A 24,688-nucleotide genomic window follows, 5' to 3' on the forward strand; every position below is an offset into this window, starting at 1 on the left:
TAACGACAAAGCCCCGCAATTGCGGGGCTTTGTCGTTTCGGTCGGGCAGGGCAACTGCCGGCTTTACCTGTGGGGGCGAATTCATTCGCTAAGGGGCGCGAAGCGGCCCCCTTGAGGTGTCGAAGGCCGAACCTTCGGTCCGGTTGGCGAATGAATTCGCCCCCACAAAGAGCCAAGCCAGTGCGATCAGACAATCACACCCTGGCTACGCAGGTAGTCGTCATAGGTGCCGCTGAAGTCGGTCACGCCGTTTTCCGACAGCTCGATGATCCGGGTGGCCAGGGAGCCGACGAACTCGCGGTCGTGGCTGACGAAGACCAGGGTGCCCGGGTAGTTCTCCAGCGCCAGGTTGAGCGCCTCGATGGACTCCATGTCCAGGTGGTTGGTGGGTTCGTCCATCACCAGCACGTTGGGTTTCTTCAGGATCAGCTTGCCGAACAGCATGCGACCCTGCTCGCCGCCGGAGATCACCTTCACCGACTTGAGGATCTCGTCGTTGGAGAACAGCATGCGGCCGAGGGTGCCGCGCACCAGCTGCTCGCCGCCCTGGGTCCACTGGGCCATCCAGTCGAACAGGGTGACGTCGTCTTCGAAATCATGGGCGTGGTCCTGGGCGTAGTAGCCCAGCTCCGCGCTTTCGGTCCACTTCACGTTGCCGGCGTCCGGCGTCATCTCGCCGACCAGGGTGCGCAGCAGGGTGGTCTTGCCGATGCCGTTGGGGCCGATGATGGCCACGCGCTCGCCGGCTTCGATCTGCAGGTCCAGGCCCTTGAACAGTTGCTTGTCCTCGAAGCCCTTCGCCAGCTTCTCCACGGTCACCGCCTGGCGGTGCAGCTTCTTGTGCTGCTCGAAGCGGATGAAGGGGCTGACGCGGCTGGACGGCTTGACCTCGGCCAGCTGGATCTTGTCGATCTGCTTGGCGCGGGAAGTGGCCTGCTTGGCCTTCGAGGCGTTGGCGGAGAAGCGACTGACGAAGGTCTGCAGCTCGGCGATCTGCGCCTTCTTCTTCGCGTTGTCGGCCAGCAGTTGCTCGCGCGACTGGGTCGCCGCGGTCATGTATTCGTCGTAGTTGCCCGGGAACAGGCGCAGCTCGCCGTAGTCCAGGTCCGCCATATGGGTGCACACGCTGTTCAGGAAGTGGCGGTCGTGGGAAATGATGATCATGGTGCTGTTACGCGCCGTGAGGATGTTTTCCAGCCAGCGGATGGTGTTGATATCCAGGTGGTTGGTCGGCTCGTCCAGCAGCAGCACGTCCGGGTCCGAGAACAGCGCCTGGGCCAGCAGCACGCGCAGCTTCCAGCCGGGGGCGACTTCGCTCATCGGGCCGAAATGCTGGCTCAGCGGGATGCCCAGGCCAAGCAGCAGCTCACCGGCGCGGGATTCGGCGGTGTAGCCGTCCATCTCCGCGAACTCGGTCTCCAGCTCGGCCACGGCCATGCCGTCTTCCTCGCTCATTTCCAGCAGCGAGTAGATACGATCGCGCTCGGCCTTGACCCGCCACAGCGCCTCGTGCCCCATGATCACGGTGTCGATCACACTGAAGTCTTCGTAGGCGAACTGGTCCTGGCGCAGCTTGCCGAGGCGCACGTTGGGCTCCAGCATCACCTGGCCACCGGACGGCTCCAGATCACTGCCGAGGATCTTCATGAAAGTCGACTTGCCGCAGCCATTGGCGCCGATCAGGCCGTAGCGGTTGCCGTTGCCGAATTTGACGGAAACGTTCTCGAACAGCGGCTTGGGGCCGAACTGCATGGTGATATTGGCGGTGGAGATCACAGTTGAATCCTGGGCTGGCTAGGCGCTCGCGCGCAAAAAGGGCGAGATTGTAGCCTTTTCGATGGGCTTCGGGGGGATCGGTTGTCGGACCGGGGCCTTGTTCGGCGCAGTCGCGAGAGCGTCGCAAAACCGTCAACTTGCAGCGCTAGCCTGGGCTGGCTTCCACGGCACTCTCAATGCACGTCGCATTGCCCATACCTTCGCGGTGCAGGCCAACCTGATCAGTTGGTCTTTTTTCTTGGCGTCGCAGGCTTGGAGGGTGTCCGGGTGAATTCAGCCGGAGTACTCCATGGACATCGCGATCCACCAGGTTAGCCGCGGCGGCAGGGAAGAATGGCAGGTGGAGGTCCTCGGCATGAAGGTGCCCTTCAGGGACAGGGCCTCGGCCCTGGCGTTCGCCGTCAGGCTGCAGGAGCGGGTCGAGGCGCCCCATTGGTTGCCGGGCCTGGAGCAGCAGAAGTGCACGGAAGACTGAGGTGCCCGCGCCTTGTCGTTTTCGGCTATTGCCTGCGAGGGGGCCACTGCGGCAAGAATGTGCCTTCGGGACCAGCAGGAGACGGCATGTGAAGAAGACTCGGATTTTCGCTGCATTGGCCTTGCAGGCCTGCGCCTTCGCAGCGCTGGCGGGGGAGTGGCCGCCCGGGGGCGGCGAGAAATTCACCCAGGAGTGCGTGACCAGCGCCGCGCGGCAGGTCCCGCAGGACAAGGCGGTCGCCTACTGCACGTGCTCCAACGGCATGATGCAGGAGGCGTTCACCTCCCAGCAGCTGGTGGGGGTCACCGAAGGTCGGAAGCCGACCGCGGACGAACTGACGGTCCTGACCGATATCTCGCGTTCCTGCGCACGGGAAACGCTGCAGTGAAACGGCAATAGAAGCGTCACATATCCGCTCTAGAATGGGCACTGCGCCACGGACGGTGCCCATCTCCCTGCAGATGACTCATTCCCGGAAGAATACCTGCACCAGGTGATAGCCGAACTGGCTCTTCACCGGGCCATGGACGACCCGTACGGGCTTCTTGAAGATCACCTGATCGATCACCCGCACCATCTGGCCGGGGCGGACTTCGCCCAGATCGCCGCCGCGCTTGGCGGAAGGGCAGATGGAATGCTTCTTTGCCAGGACGGCGAAGTCCTCGCCATTGGCCAGGCGCTTCTTCAGTTGTTCGGCTTCCGCCTCGGTCTTGACCAGGATGTGGCGGGCAAGTGCCTTGGCCATGGGATTTCCTCTTGGACTGTGGAACGGTTCATTGTGCCAGCATGGCCAGCCGCCATACAGTTGCCGGCCTATAATCCGCTGCGCGGATGCAACGACCCCACATTGGATGCGGATGCCCCATGGACCTTTCCTCGATGCTGAAAATCCTGGCCACCCAGGATGGTTCCGACCTCTACCTGTCCACCGGTGCGCCGCCTTGCGCCAAGTTTAATGGCGTGCTCAAGCCTCTCAGCAACGAGCCGATGCGGGCCGGCGACGTGGCCCGGATCGCCGAGTCCGTCATGGATGCCGAGCAGCGCGCCGAGTTCGACAAAGAGCTGGAAATGAACCTGGCGATCTCGCTGCCGAACATCGGTCGTTTCCGCATCAACATCTTCCGCCAGCGCAACGAGGTTTCCATCGTCGCGCGGAACATCAAGCTGGATATCCCGCGCTTCGAGGACCTCAAGCTGCCCGAGGTGCTGCTCAAAATGGTGATGGAGAAGCGCGGCCTGGTGCTCTTCGTCGGTGGTACCGGCTCCGGCAAGTCCACCTCCCTGGCGGCGCTGATCGACTACCGCAATCGCAACAGCGGCGGCCATATCATCACCATCGAGGACCCGGTGGAGTACGTGCACCGGCACAAGAAATCCATCATCAACCAGCGCGAGGTGGGGGTGGACACCCGCAGTTTCCACGCCGCGCTGAAGAACACCCTGCGCCAGGCGCCGGACGTGATCCTGATCGGTGAGATCCGCGACCGCGAGACGATGGAGCACGCCCTGGCGTTCGCCGACACCGGCCACCTGGCCATCTCCACCCTGCACGCCAACAACGCCAACCAGGCGCTGGACCGCATCATCAACTTCTTCCCCGAGGAGCGCCGCCCGCAGCTGCTCAACGACCTGGGCAACAACCTCAAGGCCTTCGTTTCCCAGCGCCTGGTGCGCACCCAGGACGGCAAGCGCCGCGCCGCGGTGGAAGTGCTGCTGGGCACCTCCACCATCAGCGACCTGATCAAACGCGGTGAATTCCACTCCATCAAGGAAATCATGGAAAAGTCCCGCGGCCTGGGGATGCAGACCTTCGACCAGGCGCTGTTCGACCTGGTGGTGGAGGGCGCCATTCCCGAAGAGGAGGCGATCAAGAACGCCGATTCGGCGAACAACCTGCGCCTGAAGCTCAAGCTGTACCGGGAAGACCCCGCAGCCCAGCCAGCGGCGGCCGCCGCTGCGCCGGCCGCAGCACCGGCTCGCACCCAGGATGCTGGCTGGGGTACGGAGCTTAAGCTGGAGGAGCTGGAGGAGGATGAGCCGGAGGAACCGGGGCTGCGCTAGGCCGTTCCGGGGGGCACTGCCTGCTTTGTGGGGGTGAATTCATTCGCTAACCGGACCGAAGGTTCGGCCTGCTGGTCCCTGGGGGGCAGCTTCGCCGCCCATCGCGAATGAATTCGCCCCCACAGGTAAAGCCGGGACATGCGCATTGAATAGCCTGTATGGCCAAATTTAATTCCCGCTGTACATGGCCCCTGTGTCCCGCTGCGCATAGATTCGCTCCATGCACCAAACCGATCCGGGAGGTCGTGATGCGTATCGCTGTTCTGACGTTCGAAGGCTTCAACGAGCTGGATTCATTTGTTGCCGCCGGGCTGCTCAACCGCATGCGCGGACAGGGCTGGCAGGCGGAGATCACCGCGCCCAGCGAATGGGTCACCTCGATGAATGGTGTACGGGTCCAGGCCCAACAGCCGCTGGAGTTCGCCAATGCCGCCGACGTGGTGCTGTTCGGCAGCGGCATCCTGACCCGCGACATCGCCCAGGACCGCGGCATCCTCGATCGCCTGCGCCTGGACCCCTCGCGCCAGCTGATCGGCTCCCAGTGCTCCGGCGCCTTGCTGATGGCCAAGCTCGGCCTGCTCGGCAGCCTGCCGGCCTGTACCGACCTGACCACCAAGCCCTGGGTGATCGAGGCCGGCGTGCAGGTGCTGGACCAGCCGTTCTACGCTTCGGGCAACCTGGCCACCGCTGGCGGCTGCCTGTCCGCGCCCTATCTCGCGGCCTGGGTGATCGCCAAGTTGGCCGGTGAGGATGCCTGCGCCACGGCGCTGCACTACGTGGCGCCGGTGGGGGAGAAGGAGGCGTACATGGAGCACGCATTGGGCGTGGTGCGGCCGTATCTCTAGGCAGAGACCGCTTTCCTTGTGGGGGCGATTTCAATCGCTAAGGGCAGCGAAGCTGCCCCCAGGAAGGCCCAAGGCCGAACCTTCGGTCCGGTTAGCGAATGAATTCGCCCCCACAGGGCAGTGCCCCACAAGGGAGTCGCATCAATCTCGTAATTCCGGCAGATCCCTGTACAACTCCAGCGCCTGCGGGTTGGCCAGGGCGTCGGTGTTCTTCACCGGCTTGCCGTGCACCACATTGCGCACCGCCAGTTCGACGATCTTGCCGCTCAAGGTCCGGGGGATATCGGCGACGGCGATGATCTTCGTCGGCACATGGCGCGGGCTGGTGTTGGCGCGGATAACCTGGCGGATGTGATCGCGCAGGGTTTCGTCCAGCGTCACGCCCTCGCGCAGGCGGACGAAGAGCACCACGCGCACATCGCCTTCCCAGTCCTGGCCTATGGCGATGGATTCCAACACTTCCTCGACCTTTTCCACCTGGCGGTAGATCTCCGCGGTGCCGATGCGCACGCCGCCGGGATTGAGCACTGCGTCGGATCGGCCGTGGATCACCAGGCCGCCGTGGGCGGTTTCCTCGGCGTAGTCGCCGTGGGCCCAGACGCCGGGGAAGGTCTCGAAGTAGGCGGCCCTGAACTTCTCGCCGTCCGGGTCGTTCCAGAAGCCTACCGGCATCGACGGGAAATGCCGCGCGCAAACCAGCTCGCCCTTTTCGCCGAACACCCGCTTGCCGTCCTCGTTCCATACCTGCACGTCCATGCCCAGACCCTTGCACTGCAGCTCGCCGCGCCATACCGGCAGCACCGGGTTGCCCAGGGCGAAGCAGGAGACTATGTCGGTGCCGCCGGAAATGGACGACAGGCAGAGCTCGGTCTTGATGTCGCGGTAGACGTACTCGAAGCTCTCGTGGGACAGCGGCGAGCCGGTGGAGAGCAGGCCCTTCAGGCGTTCCAGGCGGTGGCTCTGGCGTGGTTTGACACCGGCCTTTTCCAGCGCGGCCAGGTATTTGGCGCTGGTGCCGAAGAGGCTGATGCCCTCGGCGTCGATCAGGTCCAGCAGGCGTTCCGGGCCGGGATGGAAGGGCGAGCCGTCGTAGAGCACCAGCGTGGAGCCCTGGGTCAGGCCGGACACCAGCCAGTTCCACATCATCCAGCCGCAGGTGGTGAAGTAGAACAGGGTGTCCGAGGCTGACAGGTCGCAATGCAGGCCGTGTTCCTTGACGTGCTGCAGCAGGGTGCCGCCGACCCCATGGACGATGCATTTGGGCACGCCCGTGGTGCCGCTGGAGTAGAGGATGTACAGCGGTTGGTCGAAGGGTACCGGGGTGAAGGCGGGCTCGCCTCCTGGGCGGTAGCAGTCGTCCCACAGCGCGATTCGGGCGTCGGTGGTGAAGTCCGTGGCCTTGGCCTCGGGATGGGAGTAGGGCACCACCACCAACTGCTGCAGTGACGGCATGCGCGCGAGGATTTCATTGAGCTTGGCGCTCAGGTCCACGTCCTTGCCGGCATAGCGGTAGCCGGCGGCGGCGATCAGCACCTTGGGTTCGATCTGGCCGAAGCGGTCGATCACCCCCTGGGTGCCGAAGTCCGGCGAACAGGACGACCAGGTGGCTCCCAGGCTGGTGGCGGCGAGCATACCGACCACGGTCTGCCAGGTGTTGGGCATGAAGGCCGCGACCCGGTCGCCGACCCCGACGCCGCAGGCCTGCAGGTTCTGCTGCAGGCCGGCGACATGGGCGGCCAGCTCCGCATAGGTGAGCTGCTCGCGGCTGCCGTCTTCGCCTATGGCCACCAGGGCCGGGCGGTCGTCGCGGCGGCGCAGCAGGTGTTCAGCGAAGTTCAGCGTGGCACCGGGAAACCAGCGGGCGCTGGGCATGGCCGCGCCCTCTTCCAGCAGCGCGCTGGGCGGGCTGCTCAAACGGATGTCGAAGAATTCGACCACGGCCTGCCAGAAGGCCTCGCGGCGGTCCAGGCTCCAGGCATGCAGGGCAGGGTAGTCGGGTAGGTCCAGGCCCTGTTGCTGGCTGACCTGGCGGCGGAAGGCATCCATGCGGGTGGCGGCGATCCGCACCGGGCTGGGGGTCCACAGTGGCTTGTCCATCTGCGCATCCTCATTCTGCGTGTCTTGGTTCGACCGGCTGCTTTTCAGCATAGGCCCTGCCTCAGGCCGCGGGCAGGTCGAGCCGGTTCCAGTCGCGCACGTGCAGCAGCACGTCGGCGAGCGCCTGGGCGGCGGCGGAGAGCTTGTGCTCGGCCAGCCGCAGCAGCCCTACCCGGCGCTCCACCTGGGGTCCGTGGAGGGCGATGCAGCGGGCCCCGAGCTCCTCCATCTGCTGGATGCACAGGCTGGGCACAGCGCTGACGCCCAGCCCCTGGGCGACCATCCGGCCCACGGTCACCAACTGGTGGCTCTCGAAGGCCACCGGGAGTCGGCCGTGCTGCGCAGCGATGCTTTCCTCCAGCAGCAGGCGCACCGCCGACGGCCGCTGCAGGGTGATGAAGTTGCCTTGCAGCAGCTCCGCCCAGCTCACCTCGGTGCGCTGGGCCAGCTCGCAATCGGCCGGCACCACGGCGACGAAGCGGTCGGTGTAGAAGGGCGTGAAGTCCAGACCATCAAGGGAATCCGGCTCCAGGGCGATGCCGATTTCCACCCGGCGGTTGCGCACCATCTCCAGCACCTGCTCGTTGATCACGTCGTGCACCGCTACGTTGACCTTGGGATGGCGGTCGCGGAAGGCCTTGAGCACCACCGGCAGCAGGTTGCCGGCGAAGGAGGGCATGGCGGCGATGGAAACCTTGCCGAGCTGCAGCGTGAAGTGCTGGCGCAGTAGCTCCTCGGCATTGTCCCAGTCGGCCAGGAGGCGCCGGGCGATGGGCAGCAGGGTCTCGCCTTCGGGCGTCAGGGCGACGCTACGGGTGGTGCGCACCAGCAGCTGGCCGCCGAGGGATTCCTCCAGGTTCTTGATTGCCAGGCTCAGCGCTGGTTGGGAGAGGTGCAGCCGCTCGCAGGCCTGGGCGAAGCTCAGGCTCTGGGCCACGGCAAGGAAGGCGCGCAGCTGTTTGACGGTCATTTATTTGCCTTTCTTATTAATTGTTAGGAAAAACAAACTTAACAAATCAGTCGGGAGGGGAGAAGCTCTGGACCACTCAAGGCGGCAACCCCGCCAACGCGAAAACTACAAGAGGCGCAACAGCATGAGTGGACTCGACAAGCGAGTAGGCAGCTACGAGGAAGCCCTGGCCGGGCTGACCGACAACATGACCGTCCTGGCTGGCGGCTTCGGCATCTGCGGCATCCCCGAGAACCTCATCGCCGAAATCCGCCGCCGTGGCGTCAAGGGGCTCACCGTGGTCTCCAACAACTGCGGCATCGATGGCTTTGGCCTCGGCGTACTGCTGGAAGACCGCCAGATCCGCAAGATGGTCGCCTCCTACGTCGGCGAAAACGCCTTGTTCGAGAAACAGCTGCTCAGCGGTGAGCTGGAGGTCGAACTGACTCCCCAGGGCACCCTGGCCGAGAAACTCCGCGCTGGCGGCGCCGGCATCCCGGCTTTCTTCACCGCCACCGGCTATGGCACCCCGATCGCCGACGGCAAGGAAGTACGCGAGTTCAACGGTCGCCATTACATCCTCGAGCCGTCCATCACCGGTGACTTCGCCATCGTCAAGGGCTGGAAGGCCGACCATTTCGGCAACGTGATCTACCGCCACACCGCGCAGAACTTCAACCCGCTGGCGGCCACCGCCGGCCGTATCACCGTGGTCGAGGTGGAGGAGATCGTCGAGCCAGGTGAACTGGACCCGGCCCAGATCCACACCCCCGGCATCTACGTGGACCGCGTCATCTGCGGCACCTTCGAGAAACGTATCGAGAAGCGGACCGTCCGCTCCTGACCACGACAAGAAGAATTCGAGGAAATCGACATGGCACTGACCCGCGAACAAATGGCCCAGCGCGTGGCCCGCGAACTGAAGGACGGCTACTACGTGAACCTGGGCATCGGCATCCCGACCCTGGTGGCCAACTACGTACCCGAAGGCATGCAGGTGATGCTGCAGTCCGAAAACGGCCTGCTCGGCATGGGCGCCTTCCCCACGGAAGACGAGGTTGACGCCGATATGATCAACGCCGGCAAGCAGACCGTCACCGCGGTCAAGGGCGCTTCGATCTTCTCCTCCGCCGAGTCCTTCGCCATGATCCGTGGCGGCCACGTCGACCTGACCGTGCTCGGTGCCTTCGAGGTGGACGTCCAGGGCAACATCGCCTCCTGGATGATCCCCGGCAAGCTGGTCAAGGGCATGGGCGGCGCCATGGACCTGGTGGCCGGCGCGGACAACATCATCGTCACCATGACCCACGCCTCCAAGGACGGCGAGTCCAAGCTGCTGGATCGCTGTGAACTGCCGCTGACCGGCGCCGGCTGCATCCGCAAGGTGCTCACCGACCTGGCCTACCTGGAGATCGAGAATGGCGCCTTCATCCTGCGCGAAACCGCGCCGGGGGTGAGCATTGCCGAGATCGCCGAGAAGACCGCCGGCCGCCTGATCGTCCCCGACGACGTGGTCGAAATGACCTTCTGATTGCTCTGCCGCTCTGGAGGAGGCCACCACGCATGGCGCTCCTCCGGCGCGGTTTTTTGGTTTTGTAGGATGGGTGGAGCGGAGCGATACCCATCATTCGTCCTTTGGCCCTGGTTTGTTGGGTTTCGCTTCGCTCAAGCGGAACGCCGCCCGCACCAACCTACGGGGCCGTGCCGTTTTCAGGAGTTCCAGAGATGCAAGACGTCGTTATCGTCGCCGCCACCCGCACCGCCATCGGCAGCTTCCAGGGCGCCCTGGCCAACATTCCCGCCCACGAGCTGGGCGCTGCGGTGATCCGCCAGTTGCTGGCGCAAACCGGCCTGAAGGGCGAGCAGGTCGATGAGGTCATCCTCGGCCAGGTGCTCACCGCCGGCAGCGGCCAGAACCCGGCGCGCCAGGCCGCCGTCCTCGCCGGCCTGCCCCATGCGGTGCCGGCCATGACCCTGAACAAGCTCTGCGGCTCCGGCCTCAAGGCCCTGCACCTGGGCATCCAGGCCATCCGCTGCGGCGACGCCGAGGTAATCATCGCTGGCGGCCAGGAGAGCATGAGCCTGGCCCCTTACATCCTGCCAGCTGCCCGTACCGGCATGCGAATGGGCCACGCCAAGGCGCTGGACACCATGATCCACGACGGCCTGACCGATGCCTTCAACGATTACCACATGGGCGTGACTGCCGAGAACCTGGTGGAGAAGTACGGTCTCACCCGCGAGCAGCAGGACGCCTTCGCCGCCGCTTCCCAGCAGAAGGCCGCCGCCGCCATCGAGGCCGGGCGCTTCCAGGACGAGATCACCCCGATCCTGATCCCGCAGCGCAAGGGCGAGCCCGTTGCCTTCGATACCGACGAAGGTCCGCGCGCCGGCACCACTGCCGAATCCCTGGCCAAGCTCAAACCGGCGTTCAAGAAGGACGGCAGCGTCACCGCCGGCAACGCCTCCACCCTCAACGACGGCGCCGCCGCCGTGGTGCTGATGAGCGCCGCCAAGGCCGAGGCCCTGGGCCTGCCGGTGTTGGCGAGGATCAAGGGCTACGCCAATTCCGGCGTCGATCCGGCGATCATGGGCATCGGCCCGGTGACCGCCACCCGCCGCTGCCTGGAGAAGGCCGGCTGGAGCCTGGACGAGCTGGACCTGATCGAAGCCAACGAAGCCTTCGCCGCCCAGTCCCTGTCGGTGGGCAAGGAGCTGGGTTGGGACATGGCCAAGGTCAACGTCAACGGTGGCGCCATCGCCCTCGGCCACCCCATCGGCGCCTCCGGCTGCCGCGTGCTGGTGACCCTGCTGCACGAGATGATCAAGCGCGACGCGAAGAAGGGCCTGGCGACCCTGTGCATCGGCGGTGGCATGGGCGTAGCCCTGGCCGTCGAGCGCTAAGCATTCTGGTTTGTAGGGTGGACAGCGCTTTTCTGTCCACCACGCGGACTTGAATCGAAAAAACCGGGTTCCCGGATTGGTGGAAATCGCTTCGCGATTTTCACCCTACGAGGAACACCGAAAAGGGTGGACAACGTATCCACCCACGCAAGGTCATCACGCACGTGCCCAAGGCCGAAAGGCTGCGGGACTCGGACTTCGCCACGCCCGGTCACGGGTGTGGCGTCGTCGTTTCAGACAGAAAGAGGGCACAAGACCCTCGGTTTCGTTTCAAGACCACTGTCCCGGTACCCGGCTGCGGCTGGGTGATTGCCGATAAGAATAAAACTCCCGAGGTAACCCGATGACCACAATACTTCTCGAAAGCCGATCGGCACTTCACGAAAGCCGCTCAGCACGCTTTGCCATGCGTTGCTCGAACTGGGCGGAACGCTGGTTCCCCGACTCCTGGGTCTTCGCCGCAGTCGCCGTGCTGCTGGTGACGATCGCCGCCCTGGCCATGGGGGCACCGGCCAGCCAGGCCGCCAAGGCCTTTGGCGATGGTTTCTGGAGCCTGATTCCCTTCACCATGCAGATGGCCTTCGTCGTCATCGGCGGCTATGTGGTCGCCAGCTCCGGCCCGGCCTCGCGGCTGATCGACCTGCTGGCCCGCGTACCGAAGAATGGCCGCTCGGCGGTGTGCTGGGTGGCGCTGATCTCCATGGTGGCCTCGCTGCTGAACTGGGGCCTCAGCCTGGTGTTCGGCGGCCTGCTGGTGCGCGCCCTGGCTCGCCGTGAAGAGCTGAAGATGGACTACCGCGCCGCCGGTGCCGCCGCCTACCTGGGCCTGGGCGCCGTCTGGGCCCTGGGCCTGTCGTCCTCGGCGGCGCAACTGCAGGCCAACCCGGCCAGCCTGCCGCCGTCGATCCTCGCCATCACCGGCGTGATCCCCTTCACCGAGACCATCTTCCTCTGGCAGTCGGGTGTGATGTTGCTGGCGCTGATGGTGGTGTCCCTGGTGATCGCCTACATGACCGCCCCCAGCGCAGCCAGCGCGCGTGACGCCAAGTCGTGCGGCGTGGACCCGAGCTTCACCGCGCCGCCGCAGGTCAAGCCGACCCGTCCGGGCGAGTGGCTGGAGCACAGCCCGCTGCTGATCATCCTGCTGGTGGTGCTGGCCGGTGGCTGGCTGGCCCAGGAGTTCGCCAGCAAGCCGGCGATCACCGCCATTTCCGGGCTGAATACCTACAACCTGCTGTTCATCATGGCCGGTGCGCTGCTGCACTGGCGTCCGCGCAGCTTCCTCGACGCCGTGGCCCGTGCGGTGCCGACCACCACCGGGGTGCTGATCCAGTTTCCGCTCTACGGCTCCATCGCCGCCATCATGACCACGGTGAAAGGCGTGGACGGCTCGACCCTGGCGCACCACATCTCCACCTTCTTCGTGCAGATCGCCAACCACGACACCTATGCGCTGCTGATGGGCGTGTATTCGGCCGTGCTGGGCTTCTTCATCCCGTCCGGCGGTGGCAAGTGGATCATCGAGGCGCCCTACGTGATGCAGGTGGCCAACGAGCTGAACTACCACCTGGGCTGGTCGGTACAGATCTACAACGCCGCCGAGGCGCTGCCGAACCTGATCAACCCCTTCTACATGCTGCCGCTGCTGGGCGTGCTGGGCCTGAAGGCGCGCGACCTGATCGGCTTCTCCTTCGTCCAGCTGCTGGTGCACATACCGCTGGTAATGGTGCTGCTGTGGGCGTTGGGCACGACGCTGGCGTATGTTCCGCCGGTCATGCCTTGAGGGTAGGGCGGGCTTCCCTCTCCCCCCGGCCCCTCTCCCGCAAGCGGGAGAGGGGAGTTTATCCGTGCCGCCTGCCAGACTTGCGAGGACTGTCAGGCGCGCGTCACCCCTCTCCCTTCAGGGAGAGGGGCAGGGGGAGAGGGGCTTCGAGGCAGGGCTCAGCAATCGGCCGTTCAAGTCAGGGCTATGGCTTGCGAACCAAGATCAATCACCTCGTCCGCCATGGCCCTGGACGCGTCTCGATGAGTAATCAGGATCAAGGTGTTGATCCTGGACTTCAGGAACCCAAGAACCCTTGCTTCCGTTTCGCCATCCAGTGCAGAGGTAGGCTCGTCCAGGATCATCACGTCTTTCTTGCGCAGCGCGGCCCTTGCAATGGCGATTCGCTGACGCTCTCCCCCCGACAGAGAGCGATTCTCGCCACCCGCGATCAGCTCCAGGCGGCTGTAATCATCCTCGCAGCCGAAATCGAGTCCCAAGGCATCAAGAGCAAGCGTCAATTCGTCATCGCCCAACTGATCTTCGGTGCCATAGAGCAGGTTCTCGCGAACGGTTCCTGAAAAGATGAACGGGTTCTGCGAGACGACGCTGACCCGATCCATGATGGTTTTCGGCGAGAGCCTGGAAACGTCCGTCCCCATGAACCTGATCGTCCCTTCATATTCGCGATTCAAGCCGAGCAGGACGTTGACCAGCGTCGTCTTGCCGCTGCCGGTAGGGCCTCGGACGGCATAGGTCTTGCCATTTTCGATCCTGAAGCTCAGCGGTTCTCCTTTGTTCGTTCTGTACGAACGGACTTCGAACAAGACGCTTCCATCTCGAACTTCGTCCTTGTCGGCATCCGTCTCCGCGAGGTCGAAGTACTTCAAGCCTGCCTCGAGGGCCAGGTATTCGCGTTTCAGGCCAACCAGGGAACTGGCGACAATCGCGAACGGCGTTGTCAGCTGGACGATATAGGAGGCCACCATGACAAAGTCACCAACCCCGAAACTCCCATAGATCGCCATATACGACGAGGCCAGGGTGAAACAAAGCAGGACAAGGCCGATCGCGATGACCTAGGTGCCCAGCAGGATCGCCGTCCTGGCGTTTGCCTTGAAAACGGCGGTGGCATGCTGGTTGATGATGGGCTCGAGCTTCCGCGATTCCTTCGCTTTCGACAGGTTGATGCTGATTTCGTGGTTGGCGTCCAGCTTCTCTACCAGAAAAGCGGAAAGCTGGTTCGTGGCTTCAAAAGTTTTCCGGTAGACGTCCCGTGTTTGCTGAGATACCCAGAGCGCGACACAGAACAAGGCCATCATGGCGATAAGAAACAGCGTCGAGAAAACGATGCTGGTCGCTTTCCAGAGGACCAGGAACACGAAGGCAAACTCGAACAGCATCGGCGTAAGCGTCCAGAACAGCGTGTCGTTGATCTGGCCGAAGCTGCTCATCGATCTGTCGAAGTCAGATAGGACTTCGCCTTTCGAAAGGCTTTGTTGCCTGTGCAGCGGGATGCTGAGCAGGCAGTCGAACAGGGATCTGTAAAAGGCTGTGTCGCATCGCACCATCACACGGGATGTAGCGATGTGCTTGATCCACTGCATCGCGTTACAGAAAGTCCAGGAACATGCATAGGCGGCCACGAAGGTGAATACCGTGGCAGCTTCTGCATCGGAGCTGCTGAGGAGGTCGGCGGCTTCACGTAGGAAGAGTGGAACCAATGCACTGAAGAGGGAAAGCAGCAGCGTGGAGATGAAAACCAGGAAGAAGTCCCTTGGGAAGCTGAGGTACTCCGATCCTATGATTTTCAGTGCCTTGGCATAGGGGACCGCAAAATCCTCGAACAACGTCTTCATCTGATTCACCGTCCCGGGTCCAAAGGATGAAAACAGGCATCGTCGGCCGAGTTTCAAGAATCGCCGGCAATCTGCGAGGGGGGGCAGAGCCGGGAGAGTGTCTGGGAGGGCTGGGTCGATTTGAAGGGGGTGTCCGTTGTTTCGGATCGGTCAGGGTGAAGACTTCATGTCTTCAGAGTATCGGAGGGAGGTATTCTGACGGCGTGGTCCGCCGGTCATGCCTTGAGGGTAGGGCGGGCCTGGTAAGCGATCGTAGGTTGGGCTGAGCTCCGCGAAGCCCAACGCATCGACCTCGACTGGAACACCGCCGTTGGGCCGCGCTGCGCTTGGCCCAACCTACAAAAAGGCCGCGCTCCATGGGAGCGCTGCCATAGGAGAAACGCTTGGCCGAATCAACCTTGCTTCGCCAATATCGCCCGCGCCACCCTTGAGCCATTCTCCTTACCCAGCACTGCGCAGATGCGCTGGCCGGCGTCCACCAACCTGCCCATGTCGATCCCGGTTTCGATGCCCAAGCCGTTGAGCAGGTAGAGCACGTCTTCGGTGGCCACGTTGCCAGTGGCGCCCTTGGCGTAGGGGCAGCCGCCGAGGCCGGCGACCGAGCTGTCGAACACGGCGATACCCTCCAGCAGGCTGGCGTGGATGTTCGCCACCGCCTGGCCGAAGGTGTCGTGGAAGTGGCCGGCAAGGCGGTCGCGCGGGACGCGGGTGCCGACCACGTTGATCAGGTGGCGGGTGGCGCCGGCGGTGCCGGTGCCGATGGTGTCGCCCAGGGACACTTCGTAGCAGCCCATGGCGTAGAGTTCGGCGGCGACGGCGGCGACTTGCTCGGCGGGAACATCGCCCTCGTAGGGGCAGCCCAGTACGCAGGACACATAGCCGCGCACGCTGATGCCAGCGGCCTTGGCCGCGTCCATCACCGGAACGAAGCGCGCCAGGCTCTCGGCGATGGAGCAGTTGATGTTCTTCTGCGAGAAGGATTCGGAGGCGGCGGCGAATACCGCCACTTCCTTCACCCCGGCTTCCAGGGCGGCCTCGAAGCCTTTCAGGTTCGGCGCCAGGGCGGCGTAGGTGACGCCGGCCTTGCGCTGGATCTGCGCGAAGACCTCGGCGGAGCCGGCCATCTGCGGCACCCACTTGGGCGAGACGAAGCTGCCCACCTCGATATAGCCGAGGCCGGCGGCGGTCAGGTCGTCCACCAGGCGTACCTTGTCGGCGATGCTGATGGGCTGTTTCTCGTTCTGCAGGCCATCGCGGGGGCCGACTTCGACAAGGCGGACCTTGCTGGGAATAGTCATTGCGTCATCTCTCGATTCGGGGCGTTGGGCAATGGGTAGGGTGGATGTCGCTTTTTACATCCACCATGGTGCTCGATCTGAACACCGATGGTGGACATGAAAGGCGATGTCCACCCTACGGGACCGTGGCCGTTCAGACCGTAGGATGGGGCGGGCGGCGTTCCGTGATCCCCGCGATACCCATCGCGGGGTTGATGGGTATCGCTCCGCTCCACCCATCCTACGATGGTGCCAGCACTTCAGGCCTCTTCCAGCTCGACGAGGGCGGTGCCTTCGTTGACCAGCTCGCCTTCGCCGCAATACAGCGCCTTGACCACGCCTGCGTGGGGCGCGCGGATGCTGTGTTCCATCTTCATGGCTTCGAGCACCACCAGGGCGGTGCCGGCTTCCACCTGCTGCCCGGCTTCCACCAGCACGCGCACGATACTGCCGTTCATGGGCGCCGTCAGCCCGCCGTGATGGGCGTGGCTGGCTTCCACTTCCTCGATCGGGTCGACGCGCTCGACGTTGCGCAGCTCGCCATCCCATTCGAGATACAGGGTTTCGCCACGGCGGATCGCCAGGTGCTGGCGGCGCAGGCCGTCCTGTTCCAGGGTGATGCGCTCGCCCTTGAGCAGGATCGGGCTGGCGGCCGTGCCGCGCAGACGGATCACATGGCGCTCGCCGCCGCAGGTCAGGTGCAGGTCGGTCTCGCTGGGCAGGCCGGCGCGCCAGCCGCTATTGCGGTTCCAGGGCGAGTGCGGGTCGTCGCCGCGCACGCGTTCGGCCTCGCTCTGGCGGAAGGCTTCGCCCGCCATCTGCCAGAACGCCTGGGGCAGGGCGGCCGTGGCGGGCAGCAGCTGCTCCTGGTGGCGGGCGATAAAGCCGGTGTCCAGCTCGGCGGCGGCGAAGGCCGGGTGGGCCAGCACGCGACGGAGGAAGGCCAGGTTGGTCCGGAAGCCCCCCACGGCGGTTTCGTCCACCATGGCCAGCAGGCGCTGGCGGGCTTCCTCGCGGGTCTCGCCCCAGGCGATCAGTTTGGCCAGCATGGGGTCGTAGAAGGGCGATACCTCATCACCCTCGGCCACGCCGCTGTCCACCCGGCGGCCCGGGCCGGCGGTGGCTTCGCGGTAGAGCGCGAGGCGGCCGCTGGCGGGCAGGAAGTCCTGGTCCGGGTCTTCGGCGTAGAGGCGCACTTCGATGGCGTGGCCGATCAGCGGCACCTGCTCCTGGGTGATGGGCAGGGCCTCGCCACGGGCGACGCGGATCTGCCAGGCCACCAGGTCGAGGCCGGTGATGGCTTCGGTAACCGGGTGTTCCACCTGCAGGCGGGTGTTCATCTCCATGAAGAAGAAGTCGCCGCGCTCGTCCAGCAGGAATTCCACGGTGCCGGCGCCCACATAACCAATGGCCTGGGCGGCACGCACGGCGGATTCGCCCATGGCCCTGCGGATTTCGGGGGAGAGTCCGGGGGCCGGCGCTTCTTCCACCACCTTCTGGTGGCGGCGCTGGATGGAGCAGTCGCGTTCGTTGAGGTAGAGGCAGTTGCCGTGGCTGTCGGCGAACACCTGGATTTCCACGTGGCGCGGCTTGAGGACGTATTTCTCCACCAGCATGCGCGAGTCGCCGAAGGCCGACTGGGCTTCCCGCTGGGCGGAAGCCAGGGCTTCGGCCAGTTCGCTTTCCTGTTCGACTACCTTCATGCCCTTGCCGCCACCGCCGGCGGCGGCCTTGAGCAGCACCGGGTAGCCGATGCGCTCGGCGGCGTCGCGGAAGGTTTCCAGGTCCTGGGCCTCGCCGTGGTAGCCGGGCACCAGGGGCACGCCGGCGGCCTCCATCAGCGCCTTGGCGGCGGACTTGCTACCCATGGCGTCGATGGCGCTGGCCGGCGGGCCGAGGAAGATCAGCCCGGCATCGGCGATGGCGCGGGCGAATCCGGCGTTCTCCGAAAGGAAGCCGTAGCCGGGGTGGATGGCCTGGGCGCCGCTGGCCTTGGCGGCGGCGATCAGCTTGTCCACCAGCAGGTAGCTCTCCGCCGGTTTGGCGCCGCCCAGGTCCACGGCCATGTCGGCCTCGCGCACATGGCGGGCGTTGCGGTCGATGGCGCTGTGCACGGCCACGGTACGAATGCCGAGGGCCTTGGCGGTGCGCATGACGCGGCAGGCGATTTCGCCGCGGTTGGCGATCAGCAGGGTGGTGATCATTGTTATTGCTCCTGCCAGGACGGTTTGCGTTTTTCCAGGAAGGCGCGCAGGCCCTCCTGGCCTTCGGGGCTTACACGGATGCGGGCGATGGCGCTTTCGGTGTAGCGGCGCAGCGAGGGGGAGAGGGCGCCGCTGGCCACTTCGCGCAGCAGGTCCTTGGTGGCGCTCATGGCTTGCGGGCTGTTTTGCAGCAGGTTGGCGGTCCAGCCGCTGACGGCTTCGTCCAGTTCCTCTGCCGGGTAGCACTCGGCGAGCAGGCCCAGTTCGCGGGCGCGTTCGCCGCTGAAGCGTTCGGCGGTCAGGGCATAGCGGCGCGCGGCGCGCTCGCCGATGGCCTGGACCACGAAGGGGCTGATCACCGCCGGGGCCAGGCCGATGCGCACCTCGGAGAGGGAGAACTGCGCGTCGACAGCGCCGATAGCCATGTCGCAGCAACTGATCAGGCCCAGGGCGCCACCGAAGGCCGCGCCTTGCACCACGGCCAGGGTGGGCACCTTGAGGTGGTAGAGGTTGTACATCACCTCGGCCAGCTCGCGGGCGTCATCCAGGTTGGCGGCGTAGTCGAGCTGGGCGGATTCCTGCATCCAGGCCAGGTCCGCGCCGGCGGAGAAGTGCCGGCCACGGCCGCGCAGGACCAGGAAGCGCACATTGGCGGCGGCCTTGACCGCGTCCAGGGCGAGGATCAGCTCGCGGATCATCCCGGCGTTGAAGGCGTTGTTCTTCTCCGGACGGTTGAGCCAGAGGGTGGCGACACCGTTGGCGGCGATGTCCAGTTGCAGGGTGTTGAAGTCGGTCATGGTCGATCCTGTAGGGTGCGCCGTGCGCACCGGGATGCCTGGGTAGCGGAGAGGGCTGGCTACCCTCTCCCCCGGCCCCTCTGGACTCGCCACATCCATGTGGCTCGGCCTTCGGCCAGCTCTTCGAGCTGCCCAAATCGGCTGTCCTGCCGATTTGTCCGAAGGGAGAGGGGAGCTGTTTATTACATCCGGAACACACCAAAAGTGGTCCGCTCGATCGGGGCATTCAGGCTGGCGGACAGGGCCAGGCCCAGCACGTCGCGGGTCTGCGCCGGATCGATCACGCCGTCGTCCCAGAGCCGCGCGCTGGAGTAATAGGGGTGCCCCTGGCGCTCGTACTGCTCGAGGATCGGCTGCTTGATCCGTGCTTCGTCTTCCGCGCTCAGGTGGTGGCCGGCGCGTTCGCTCTGCTCGCGCTTGACCTGGGCCAGCACGCCGGCGGCCTGCTCGGCGCCCATCACGCCGATCCGCGCGTTGGGCCACATCCACAGGAAGCGCGGGTCGTAGGCGCGGCCGCACATGCCGTAGTTACCGGCGCCGAAGCTGCCGCCGATGATCACGGTGAACTTCGGCACCTTGGCGCAGGCCACCGCCGTCACCAGCTTGGCGCCGTGCTTGGCGATGCCGCCGGCCTCGTACTTCTGGCCGACCATGAAGCCGGTGATGTTCTGCAGGAACAACAGCGGAATGCCGCGCTGGCAGGCCAGTTCGATGAAGTGCGCGCCTTTCTGCGCGGCTTCGGCGAAGAGAATGCCGTTGTTGGCCAGGATGGCGATGGGGTAGCCGTGGAGGTGGGCGAAGCCGCAGACCAGGGTGGTGCCGAACAGGGCCTTGAATTCATCGAACTCGGAGTCGTCCACCAGGCGGCCGATGACTTCACGCACGTCGAACGGCTGCTTGGCGTCGGCCGGGATCACCCCGTACAGCTCCTCGGCCGGATGGCGCGGCAGCAGCGGTTCGCGGCGGTTCAGCTCGCCCTGCTTGCGCCAGTTGAGGTTGGCGATGCAGCGGCGGGCCAGGGCCAGCGCGTGTTCGTCGTTCTCGGCGTAATGGTCGGCCACGCCCGAGGTCTTGCAGTGCACATCGGCACCACCCAGGTCCTCGGCGCTCACCACTTCACCGGTGGCGGCCTTCACCAGCGGCGGGCCGGCGAGGAAGATGGTGGCCTGGTTGCGCACCATGATGGTCTCGTCGGACATGGCCGGCACATAGGCGCCGCCGGCGGTGCAGGAACCCATCACCACGGCGATCTGCGGGATGCCCATGGCGCTCATGTTGGCCTGGTTGAAGAAGATCCGCCCGAAGTGCTCGCGGTCCGGGAATACCTCGTCCTGGCGCGGCAGGTTGGCGCCGCCGGAGTCCACCAGGTAGATGCAGGGCAGGCGGTTCTCGCGGGCGATGGCCTGGGCGCGCAGGTGCTTCTTCACCGTCAGCGGGTAGTAGGAGCCGCCTTTCACCGTGGCGTCGTTGGCCACGATCATGCATTCCACGCCCTCTACGCGGCCGATGCCGGCTACCACGCCGGCGGCGGGCACGTCCTCGCCATAGACCTCATGGGCGGCCAACTGGCCGACTTCGAGGAAGGCCGAGCCCGGGTCCAGCAGGCGGTTGATGCGCTCGCGGGGCAGCAGCTTGCCGCGCGAGGTATGGCGCTCCTGGGCCTTGGCGCCGCCGCCTTCATGGATGCGGCCGAGCAGCGTGTGCAGGGCGCCGACCTGTTCGAGCATGGCCGCGCTGTTGCGGGCGAACTCGGGGGAACGGGGGTTGATCTGGGTGTGCAGGATGGCCATCTGGCGCGCTCCGTCGAGTGTTGGCACTACCTCTTGTAGGAGCGAGCTTGCTCGCGAAAGGCGCTTCGCCAGCAAGCTGGCTCCTACAGGGGAGGTGTTGGCGGTCAGCGGGTCTCGTTAAACAGCTCGCGGCCGATCAGCATGCGGCGGATCTCGCTGGTGCCGGCGCCGATCTCGTAGAGCTTGGCGTCGCGCAGCAGGCGGCCGGTGGGGAACTCGTTGATGTAGCCATTGCCGCCCAGAACCTGGATGGCTTCCAGGGCCATCTGGGTGGCGCGCTCGGCGGTGTAGAGGATCACCCCCGCGGCGTCCTTGCGGGTGGTCTCGCCACGGTCGCAGGCCTGGGCCACGGCGTAGAGGTAGGCGCGGCTGGCGGCGAGCTGGCTGTACATGTCGGCGACCTTGCCCTGGATGAACTGGAACTCGCCGATGCTCTGGCCGAACTGCTTGCGGTCGTGGATGTAGGGAACCACCACGTCCATGCAGGCCTGCATGATGCCCACCGGGCCGCCGGACAGCACCACACGCTCGTAGTCCAGGCCGCTCATCAGTACCTTGACGCCGCCGTTGACCACGCCCAGGACGTTCTCTTCAGGCACTTCCACGTCATCGAAGAACAGCTCGCAGGTGTTGGAGCCGCGCATGCCCAGCTTGTCGAACTTGTTGCTGCGGCTGAAGCCTTTCCAGTCGCGCTCGACGATGAAGGCGGTGATGCCGTGGGGGCCCTTGTCCAGGTCGGTCTTGGCGTAGATCACGTAGGTGTTGGCGTCCGGGCCGTTGGTGATCCAGGTCTTGCTGCCGTTGAGGACGAAGTGGTCGCCCTTGCGCTCGGCGCGCAGCTTCATGGAGACCACGTCGGAGCCGGCGTTCGGCTCGCTCATGGCCAGGGCGCCGACGTGCTCGCCGCTGATCAGCTTGGGCAGGTACTTCAGCTTCTGCTCGTGGGTGCCGTTGCGATTGATCTGGTTGACGCAGAGGTTGGAGTGGGCGCCGTAGGAGAGGGCGACCGAGGCGGAGCCACGGCTGATCTCTTCCATCGCGACGACGTGGGCGAGATAGCCCAGGCCGGCGCCGCCGTACTCCTCGCTGACAGTCACGCCGAGCAGGCCCATGTCACCGAACTTCTTCCACATGTCCATGGGGAAGGCGTTTTCCTGGTCGATTTCGGCGGCGCGCGGCGCCAGCTCGGCGGCGACGAAGGCTTGTACCTGCTCGCGCAGCATGTCGATGGTTTCGCCGAGGGCGAAGTTCAGGCTCGAGTAAGTCATGGTTCCACCTGTGCTTGTCATTGTCGGGGAGTAGGGGGAGTCAGGCGTTGACGCCCTGTTTGCGTTCGGTTTCGGCCATCGCCGCCAGGCAGCGTTCTTCGGCCGTATCCAGTTCCAGTTGCATCTGCTGGATGTCCAGCAGCTGCTGTTCCAGCTGCGCGCGGCGCGCGGCGATCTTGTCCATGAAGGTCTGCAGCTGCTTGCGGTTGCCGCTGCTGGGGTCGTAGAGGTCGATCAGCTCCTTGCACTCGGCCAGGGAGAAGCCGATGCGCTTGCCGCGCAGGATCAGCTTCAGCGCCACCAGGTCCTTTGGGCTGTAGATGCGTTCCTGGCCACGGCGCTCGGGGCTGAGCATGCCTTGCTCCTCATAGAAGCGGATGGCGCGGGTGGTGACGTCCAGTTCGCGGGCCAGGTCGGAAATGCTGTAGGTGGTGGGCATGGTCGGGGCTCGTGGCTATGTTTACCTTTACGTTAACGTAAACCTGTGCCAACCTGACTGTCAACTACGCGACACCCGGGATCTCGACTGACTGCCCGCTCTTTACGGACGCGGGCCGGGGGTGTAGACATTCAAGGCGTGCGACTTCACCGCCGGCCGCTGCCGGGGCGCACGCTGGAGCGAGAGATGGCGCAAGACATTCGAATAAAAAACGCTACCGATCCCTTGCACGAATCGCGGCAGGCGCGCCTGAAGCTGGTCAGCGATGGCGAGCTGCCCCAGGGCGTGCTGCGCGAAGAGATCGATGCCTCCTGGCGGCGCAGCCTGGGTCACGGCCTCAACTGCCTGGAAGGCGAGCAGGTCGGCCTGCAGCAGGACCTCGACCTGCAATTGCTGCTGGCCAGCAACCGCCTGCTGATCGACGCCGCCACCCCCGAACTGGAATACCTGGTCAGCCAGCAAGGCAAGGGCGGGCTGATCATCCTCGGCGACGCCCAGGCCAACGTGCTGGCCATCGAAGGCCAGACCGAATTCCTCAAGAGCTTCGGCCTGCGCGACCTCAAGCCCGGCAGCTGCTGGAGCGAATCCCTGCGCGGCACCAACGCCATCGGCACCGCGGTGGTGGAAGGGCGCCCGACCCTGATCAACTGCGGCGAGCACTACCTGGACCGCCTGAGCCCCTTCTCCTGCACCTCGGTACCCCTGCGCGACCCCCAGGGCCGGGTGATCGGCGTGATCGACCTGACCCGCGAAGGCGTCATGGCGCAGCCCCAGGACAACCTCGCCACGCTGATGCTGGCCGCCGGCAATATCGAAAGCCGCATGTTCGGCCTCTGCTACCCGGAACACCTGGTGCTGGCCTTCCACAGCCGGCCGCAATACCTCGGCAGTGCCTGGCACGGCCTCCTGGCCCTGAGCCTGGACGGCGAGGTGCTGGCCGCCAACGAACAGGCCTGCGGCTTGCTGCAATTGCGCCGCGAGACCCTGGTGGGGCGGCGCAGCAGCGATCTTCTCGGTGAGCGCTCGCCGCAGTTCATCGCCCGCCTGCTGCAGGGCGGGGTGAGCAGCGTGCAGACCGCCAAGGGCGAGTTCTATTTCCGCGCCTTGCAGGTGCCGCGTCACACCAGTCTCGGTGGCACAGCGCCTGCCGCCAAGGCTCCCGGCGCCGCCAAGCCCGAGTTGCTGGAAGAGCTGGCCGGCCGCGACAGCCGCTTCGCCCGCGCCCTGCGCATGGCCCGTCAGGGCCTGGCCAACGACCTGCCGGTGCTGCTCCTGGGCGAGACCGGCACCGGCAAGGAAGTGGTGGCCCGCGCCTTGCACCAGTCCAGTCCGCGCGCCGACAAGCCTTTCGTGGCGGTGAACTGCGCCGCCATCCCGGAAGGGTTGATCGAATCGGAACTCTTCGGCTACCGCGAAGGCGCCTTCACTGGTTCCCGTCGGGGCGGCATGGTCGGCCGGCTGATGCAGGCCCATGGCGGCACCCTGTTCCTCGACGAGATCGGCGACATGCCCCTGAGCCTCCAGGCGCGCCTGCTGCGCGTGTTGCAGGAGCGCAAGGTGGCGCCCCTGGGCGCAGGCGAAGAACAGGAAATCAACGTGGCGGTGATCTGCGCCACCCACCGCGACTTGAAGCGCCTGGTGCAGGACAAGCTGTTCCGCGAAGACCTCTACTACCGCGTCAATGGCGTCAGCCTGCGCTTGCCGGCCCTGCGCGAGCGCGAAGACCTGGCCGGCATGATCGGCAGCGTGCTGGAGCGCTTCGGCGCGGGCCACATCAGCCTCGACAAGGACCTTGCCGAGTTGCTGTCCGGCTACGACTGGCCGGGCAATATCCGCCAGCTGGAGATGGTCCTGCGCTCGGCCCTGGCCATGCGCGAAGAGGGTGAAAAGGTGCTGGGGCTGGACCACCTCACCGACAGCCTTCTGGACGAGCTGACCGCCAGCTGCCGCCAGCCCGGCAGCATCCGCGAGAACGAGCTGGAACTGATCCGCGGCGCGCTGGATCGCCACCAGGGCAACATCTCCGCTGCCGCCGACTCCCTCGGCATCAGTCGCGCGACCCTGTACCGCAAGCTGAAGCAACTTCGGGGATGAAGCGCGGCCTTGGCTGTTTCTTGTGGGGGCGAATTCATTCGCTAAGCAGACCGCAGGTCTGCCCTGCAATGCCCAAGGGGGCTGCGTTGCA

General features: G+C 65.3%; 21 protein-coding genes. 9 read left to right on the forward strand and 12 right to left on the reverse strand.

From position 1 onward, the window contains the following. Nucleotides 1–186: 186 nt before the first annotated feature. Entirely contained in the window at nucleotides 187–1,776 is a 1,590-nt protein-coding gene (locus E8F11_RS26305; RefSeq protein WP_280291856.1) for an ABC-F family ATPase, read from the reverse strand. Nucleotides 1,777–2,065: 289 nt separating this feature from the next. On the opposite strand from E8F11_RS26305, the gene E8F11_RS26310 reads away from it, so the two are divergent. Together E8F11_RS26310 and E8F11_RS26315 are read left to right on the forward strand one after the other, a co-directional pair. After that, nucleotides 2,066–2,251, forward strand: a complete 186-nt coding sequence (locus E8F11_RS26310; protein WP_280291857.1) for a hypothetical protein — start codon at nucleotides 2,066–2,068, stop codon at nucleotides 2,249–2,251. Nucleotides 2,252–2,339: 88 nt separating this feature from the next. Next, the gene (locus E8F11_RS26315) at nucleotides 2,340–2,639 is read left to right on the forward strand and encodes a hypothetical protein (RefSeq protein WP_280291858.1); all 300 of its coding nucleotides are present in this window, start codon (nucleotides 2,340–2,342) and stop codon (nucleotides 2,637–2,639) included. Between the two features lie 78 nt (nucleotides 2,640–2,717). Here the strand turns inward: E8F11_RS26315 and E8F11_RS26320 are convergent, their stop codons facing one another. Next, the gene (locus tag E8F11_RS26320; RefSeq protein ID WP_280291859.1) at nucleotides 2,718–2,996 is read right to left on the reverse strand and encodes a peptidylprolyl isomerase; all 279 of its coding nucleotides are present in this window, start codon (nucleotides 2,994–2,996) and stop codon (nucleotides 2,718–2,720) included. 119 nt (nucleotides 2,997–3,115) lie between these two features. On the opposite strand from E8F11_RS26320, the gene E8F11_RS26325 reads away from it, so the two are divergent. Beyond that, the gene (locus E8F11_RS26325; RefSeq protein ID WP_280291860.1) at nucleotides 3,116–4,312 is read left to right on the forward strand and encodes a PilT/PilU family type 4a pilus ATPase; all 1,197 of its coding nucleotides are present in this window, start codon (nucleotides 3,116–3,118) and stop codon (nucleotides 4,310–4,312) included. A 248-nt stretch (nucleotides 4,313–4,560) separates the two neighbouring features. Further along, on the forward strand, nucleotides 4,561–5,157 hold the full coding sequence (locus E8F11_RS26330) for a DJ-1/PfpI family protein (RefSeq protein WP_280291861.1): 597 nt from the start codon (nucleotides 4,561–4,563) through the stop codon (nucleotides 5,155–5,157). Nucleotides 5,158–5,298: 141 nt separating this feature from the next. Here the strand turns inward: E8F11_RS26330 and E8F11_RS26335 are convergent, their stop codons facing one another. Then, nucleotides 5,299–7,254 carry an acetoacetate--CoA ligase gene (locus E8F11_RS26335; RefSeq protein WP_280291862.1) on the reverse strand — a complete coding sequence of 652 codons (1,956 nt, stop codon included), beginning with the start codon at nucleotides 7,252–7,254 and terminating at the stop codon, nucleotides 5,299–5,301. Between the two features lie 61 nt (nucleotides 7,255–7,315). Next, the gene (locus E8F11_RS26340) at nucleotides 7,316–8,224 is read right to left on the reverse strand and encodes a LysR family transcriptional regulator (RefSeq protein WP_280291863.1); all 909 of its coding nucleotides are present in this window, start codon (nucleotides 8,222–8,224) and stop codon (nucleotides 7,316–7,318) included. A gap of 124 nt (nucleotides 8,225–8,348) precedes the next feature. Here E8F11_RS26340 and E8F11_RS26345 point away from each other — a divergent pair, with 124 nt between their 5' ends. The 4 genes from E8F11_RS26345 (at nucleotide 8,349) to E8F11_RS26360 (ending at nucleotide 12,890) form a co-directional block, all read left to right on the forward strand. After that, entirely contained in the window at nucleotides 8,349–9,047 is a 699-nt protein-coding gene (locus E8F11_RS26345) for a CoA transferase subunit A (RefSeq protein ID WP_280291864.1), read from the forward strand. A 30-nt stretch (nucleotides 9,048–9,077) separates the two neighbouring features. Next, nucleotides 9,078–9,734, forward strand: coding sequence for a CoA transferase subunit B (locus E8F11_RS26350; protein WP_280291865.1), 657 nt, complete (start codon nucleotides 9,078–9,080; stop codon nucleotides 9,732–9,734). 194 nt (nucleotides 9,735–9,928) lie between these two features. Further along, nucleotides 9,929–11,107 carry an acetyl-CoA C-acetyltransferase gene (locus E8F11_RS26355; protein ID WP_280291866.1) on the forward strand — a complete coding sequence of 393 codons (1,179 nt, stop codon included), beginning with the start codon at nucleotides 9,929–9,931 and terminating at the stop codon, nucleotides 11,105–11,107. A gap of 343 nt (nucleotides 11,108–11,450) precedes the next feature. Then, entirely contained in the window at nucleotides 11,451–12,890 is a 1,440-nt protein-coding gene (locus tag E8F11_RS26360; protein ID WP_280291867.1) for a TIGR00366 family protein, read from the forward strand. A 173-nt stretch (nucleotides 12,891–13,063) separates the two neighbouring features. Here E8F11_RS26360 and E8F11_RS26365 read toward each other — a convergent pair whose 3' ends face one another. The 8 genes from E8F11_RS26365 to E8F11_RS26400 form a co-directional block, all read right to left on the reverse strand. Beyond that, entirely contained in the window at nucleotides 13,064–13,858 is a 795-nt protein-coding gene (locus E8F11_RS26365; protein WP_280291868.1) for an ABC transporter ATP-binding protein, read from the reverse strand. Nucleotides 13,859–13,948: 90 nt separating this feature from the next. Further along, nucleotides 13,949–14,728 carry an ABC transporter transmembrane domain-containing protein gene (locus E8F11_RS26370; RefSeq protein WP_280291869.1) on the reverse strand — a complete coding sequence of 260 codons (780 nt, stop codon included), beginning with the start codon at nucleotides 14,726–14,728 and terminating at the stop codon, nucleotides 13,949–13,951. Nucleotides 14,729–15,120: 392 nt separating this feature from the next. Next, nucleotides 15,121–16,026, reverse strand: coding sequence for a hydroxymethylglutaryl-CoA lyase (locus tag E8F11_RS26375; RefSeq protein WP_280291870.1), 906 nt, complete (start codon nucleotides 16,024–16,026; stop codon nucleotides 15,121–15,123). Nucleotides 16,027–16,265: 239 nt separating this feature from the next. Next, complete coding sequence (locus E8F11_RS26380; protein WP_280291871.1) at nucleotides 16,266–18,209, reverse strand: acetyl/propionyl/methylcrotonyl-CoA carboxylase subunit alpha; 1,944 nt, start codon at nucleotides 18,207–18,209, stop codon at nucleotides 16,266–16,268. A gap of 2 nt (nucleotides 18,210–18,211) precedes the next feature. Further along, nucleotides 18,212–19,006, reverse strand: a complete 795-nt coding sequence (locus E8F11_RS26385) for a gamma-carboxygeranoyl-CoA hydratase (RefSeq protein ID WP_280291872.1) — start codon at nucleotides 19,004–19,006, stop codon at nucleotides 18,212–18,214. A 182-nt stretch (nucleotides 19,007–19,188) separates the two neighbouring features. Further along, nucleotides 19,189–20,796, reverse strand: a complete 1,608-nt coding sequence (locus E8F11_RS26390; RefSeq protein WP_280291873.1) for a carboxyl transferase domain-containing protein — start codon at nucleotides 20,794–20,796, stop codon at nucleotides 19,189–19,191. A gap of 104 nt (nucleotides 20,797–20,900) precedes the next feature. Continuing rightward, nucleotides 20,901–22,064: an isovaleryl-CoA dehydrogenase gene (locus E8F11_RS26395; protein WP_280291874.1), complete on the reverse strand. Its 1,164-nt coding sequence runs from the start codon at nucleotides 22,062–22,064 to the stop codon at nucleotides 20,901–20,903. 40 nt (nucleotides 22,065–22,104) lie between these two features. Further along, a complete protein-coding gene (locus E8F11_RS26400; protein WP_028630063.1) occupies nucleotides 22,105–22,503 on the reverse strand; it encodes a MerR family DNA-binding transcriptional regulator in 399 nt (132 codons plus the stop codon). Between the two features lie 186 nt (nucleotides 22,504–22,689). Here E8F11_RS26400 and E8F11_RS26405 point away from each other — a divergent pair, with 186 nt between their 5' ends. Continuing rightward, nucleotides 22,690–24,597, forward strand: coding sequence for a sigma-54-dependent Fis family transcriptional regulator (locus E8F11_RS26405; protein WP_280291875.1), 1,908 nt, complete (start codon nucleotides 22,690–22,692; stop codon nucleotides 24,595–24,597). The last annotated feature ends 91 nt before the right edge of the window (nucleotides 24,598–24,688 follow it).

This window comes from Pseudomonas sp. BN417, from assembly GCF_029871205.1.
In the GTDB taxonomy this organism is placed as follows: Bacteria; Pseudomonadota; Gammaproteobacteria; order Pseudomonadales; family Pseudomonadaceae; genus Metapseudomonas.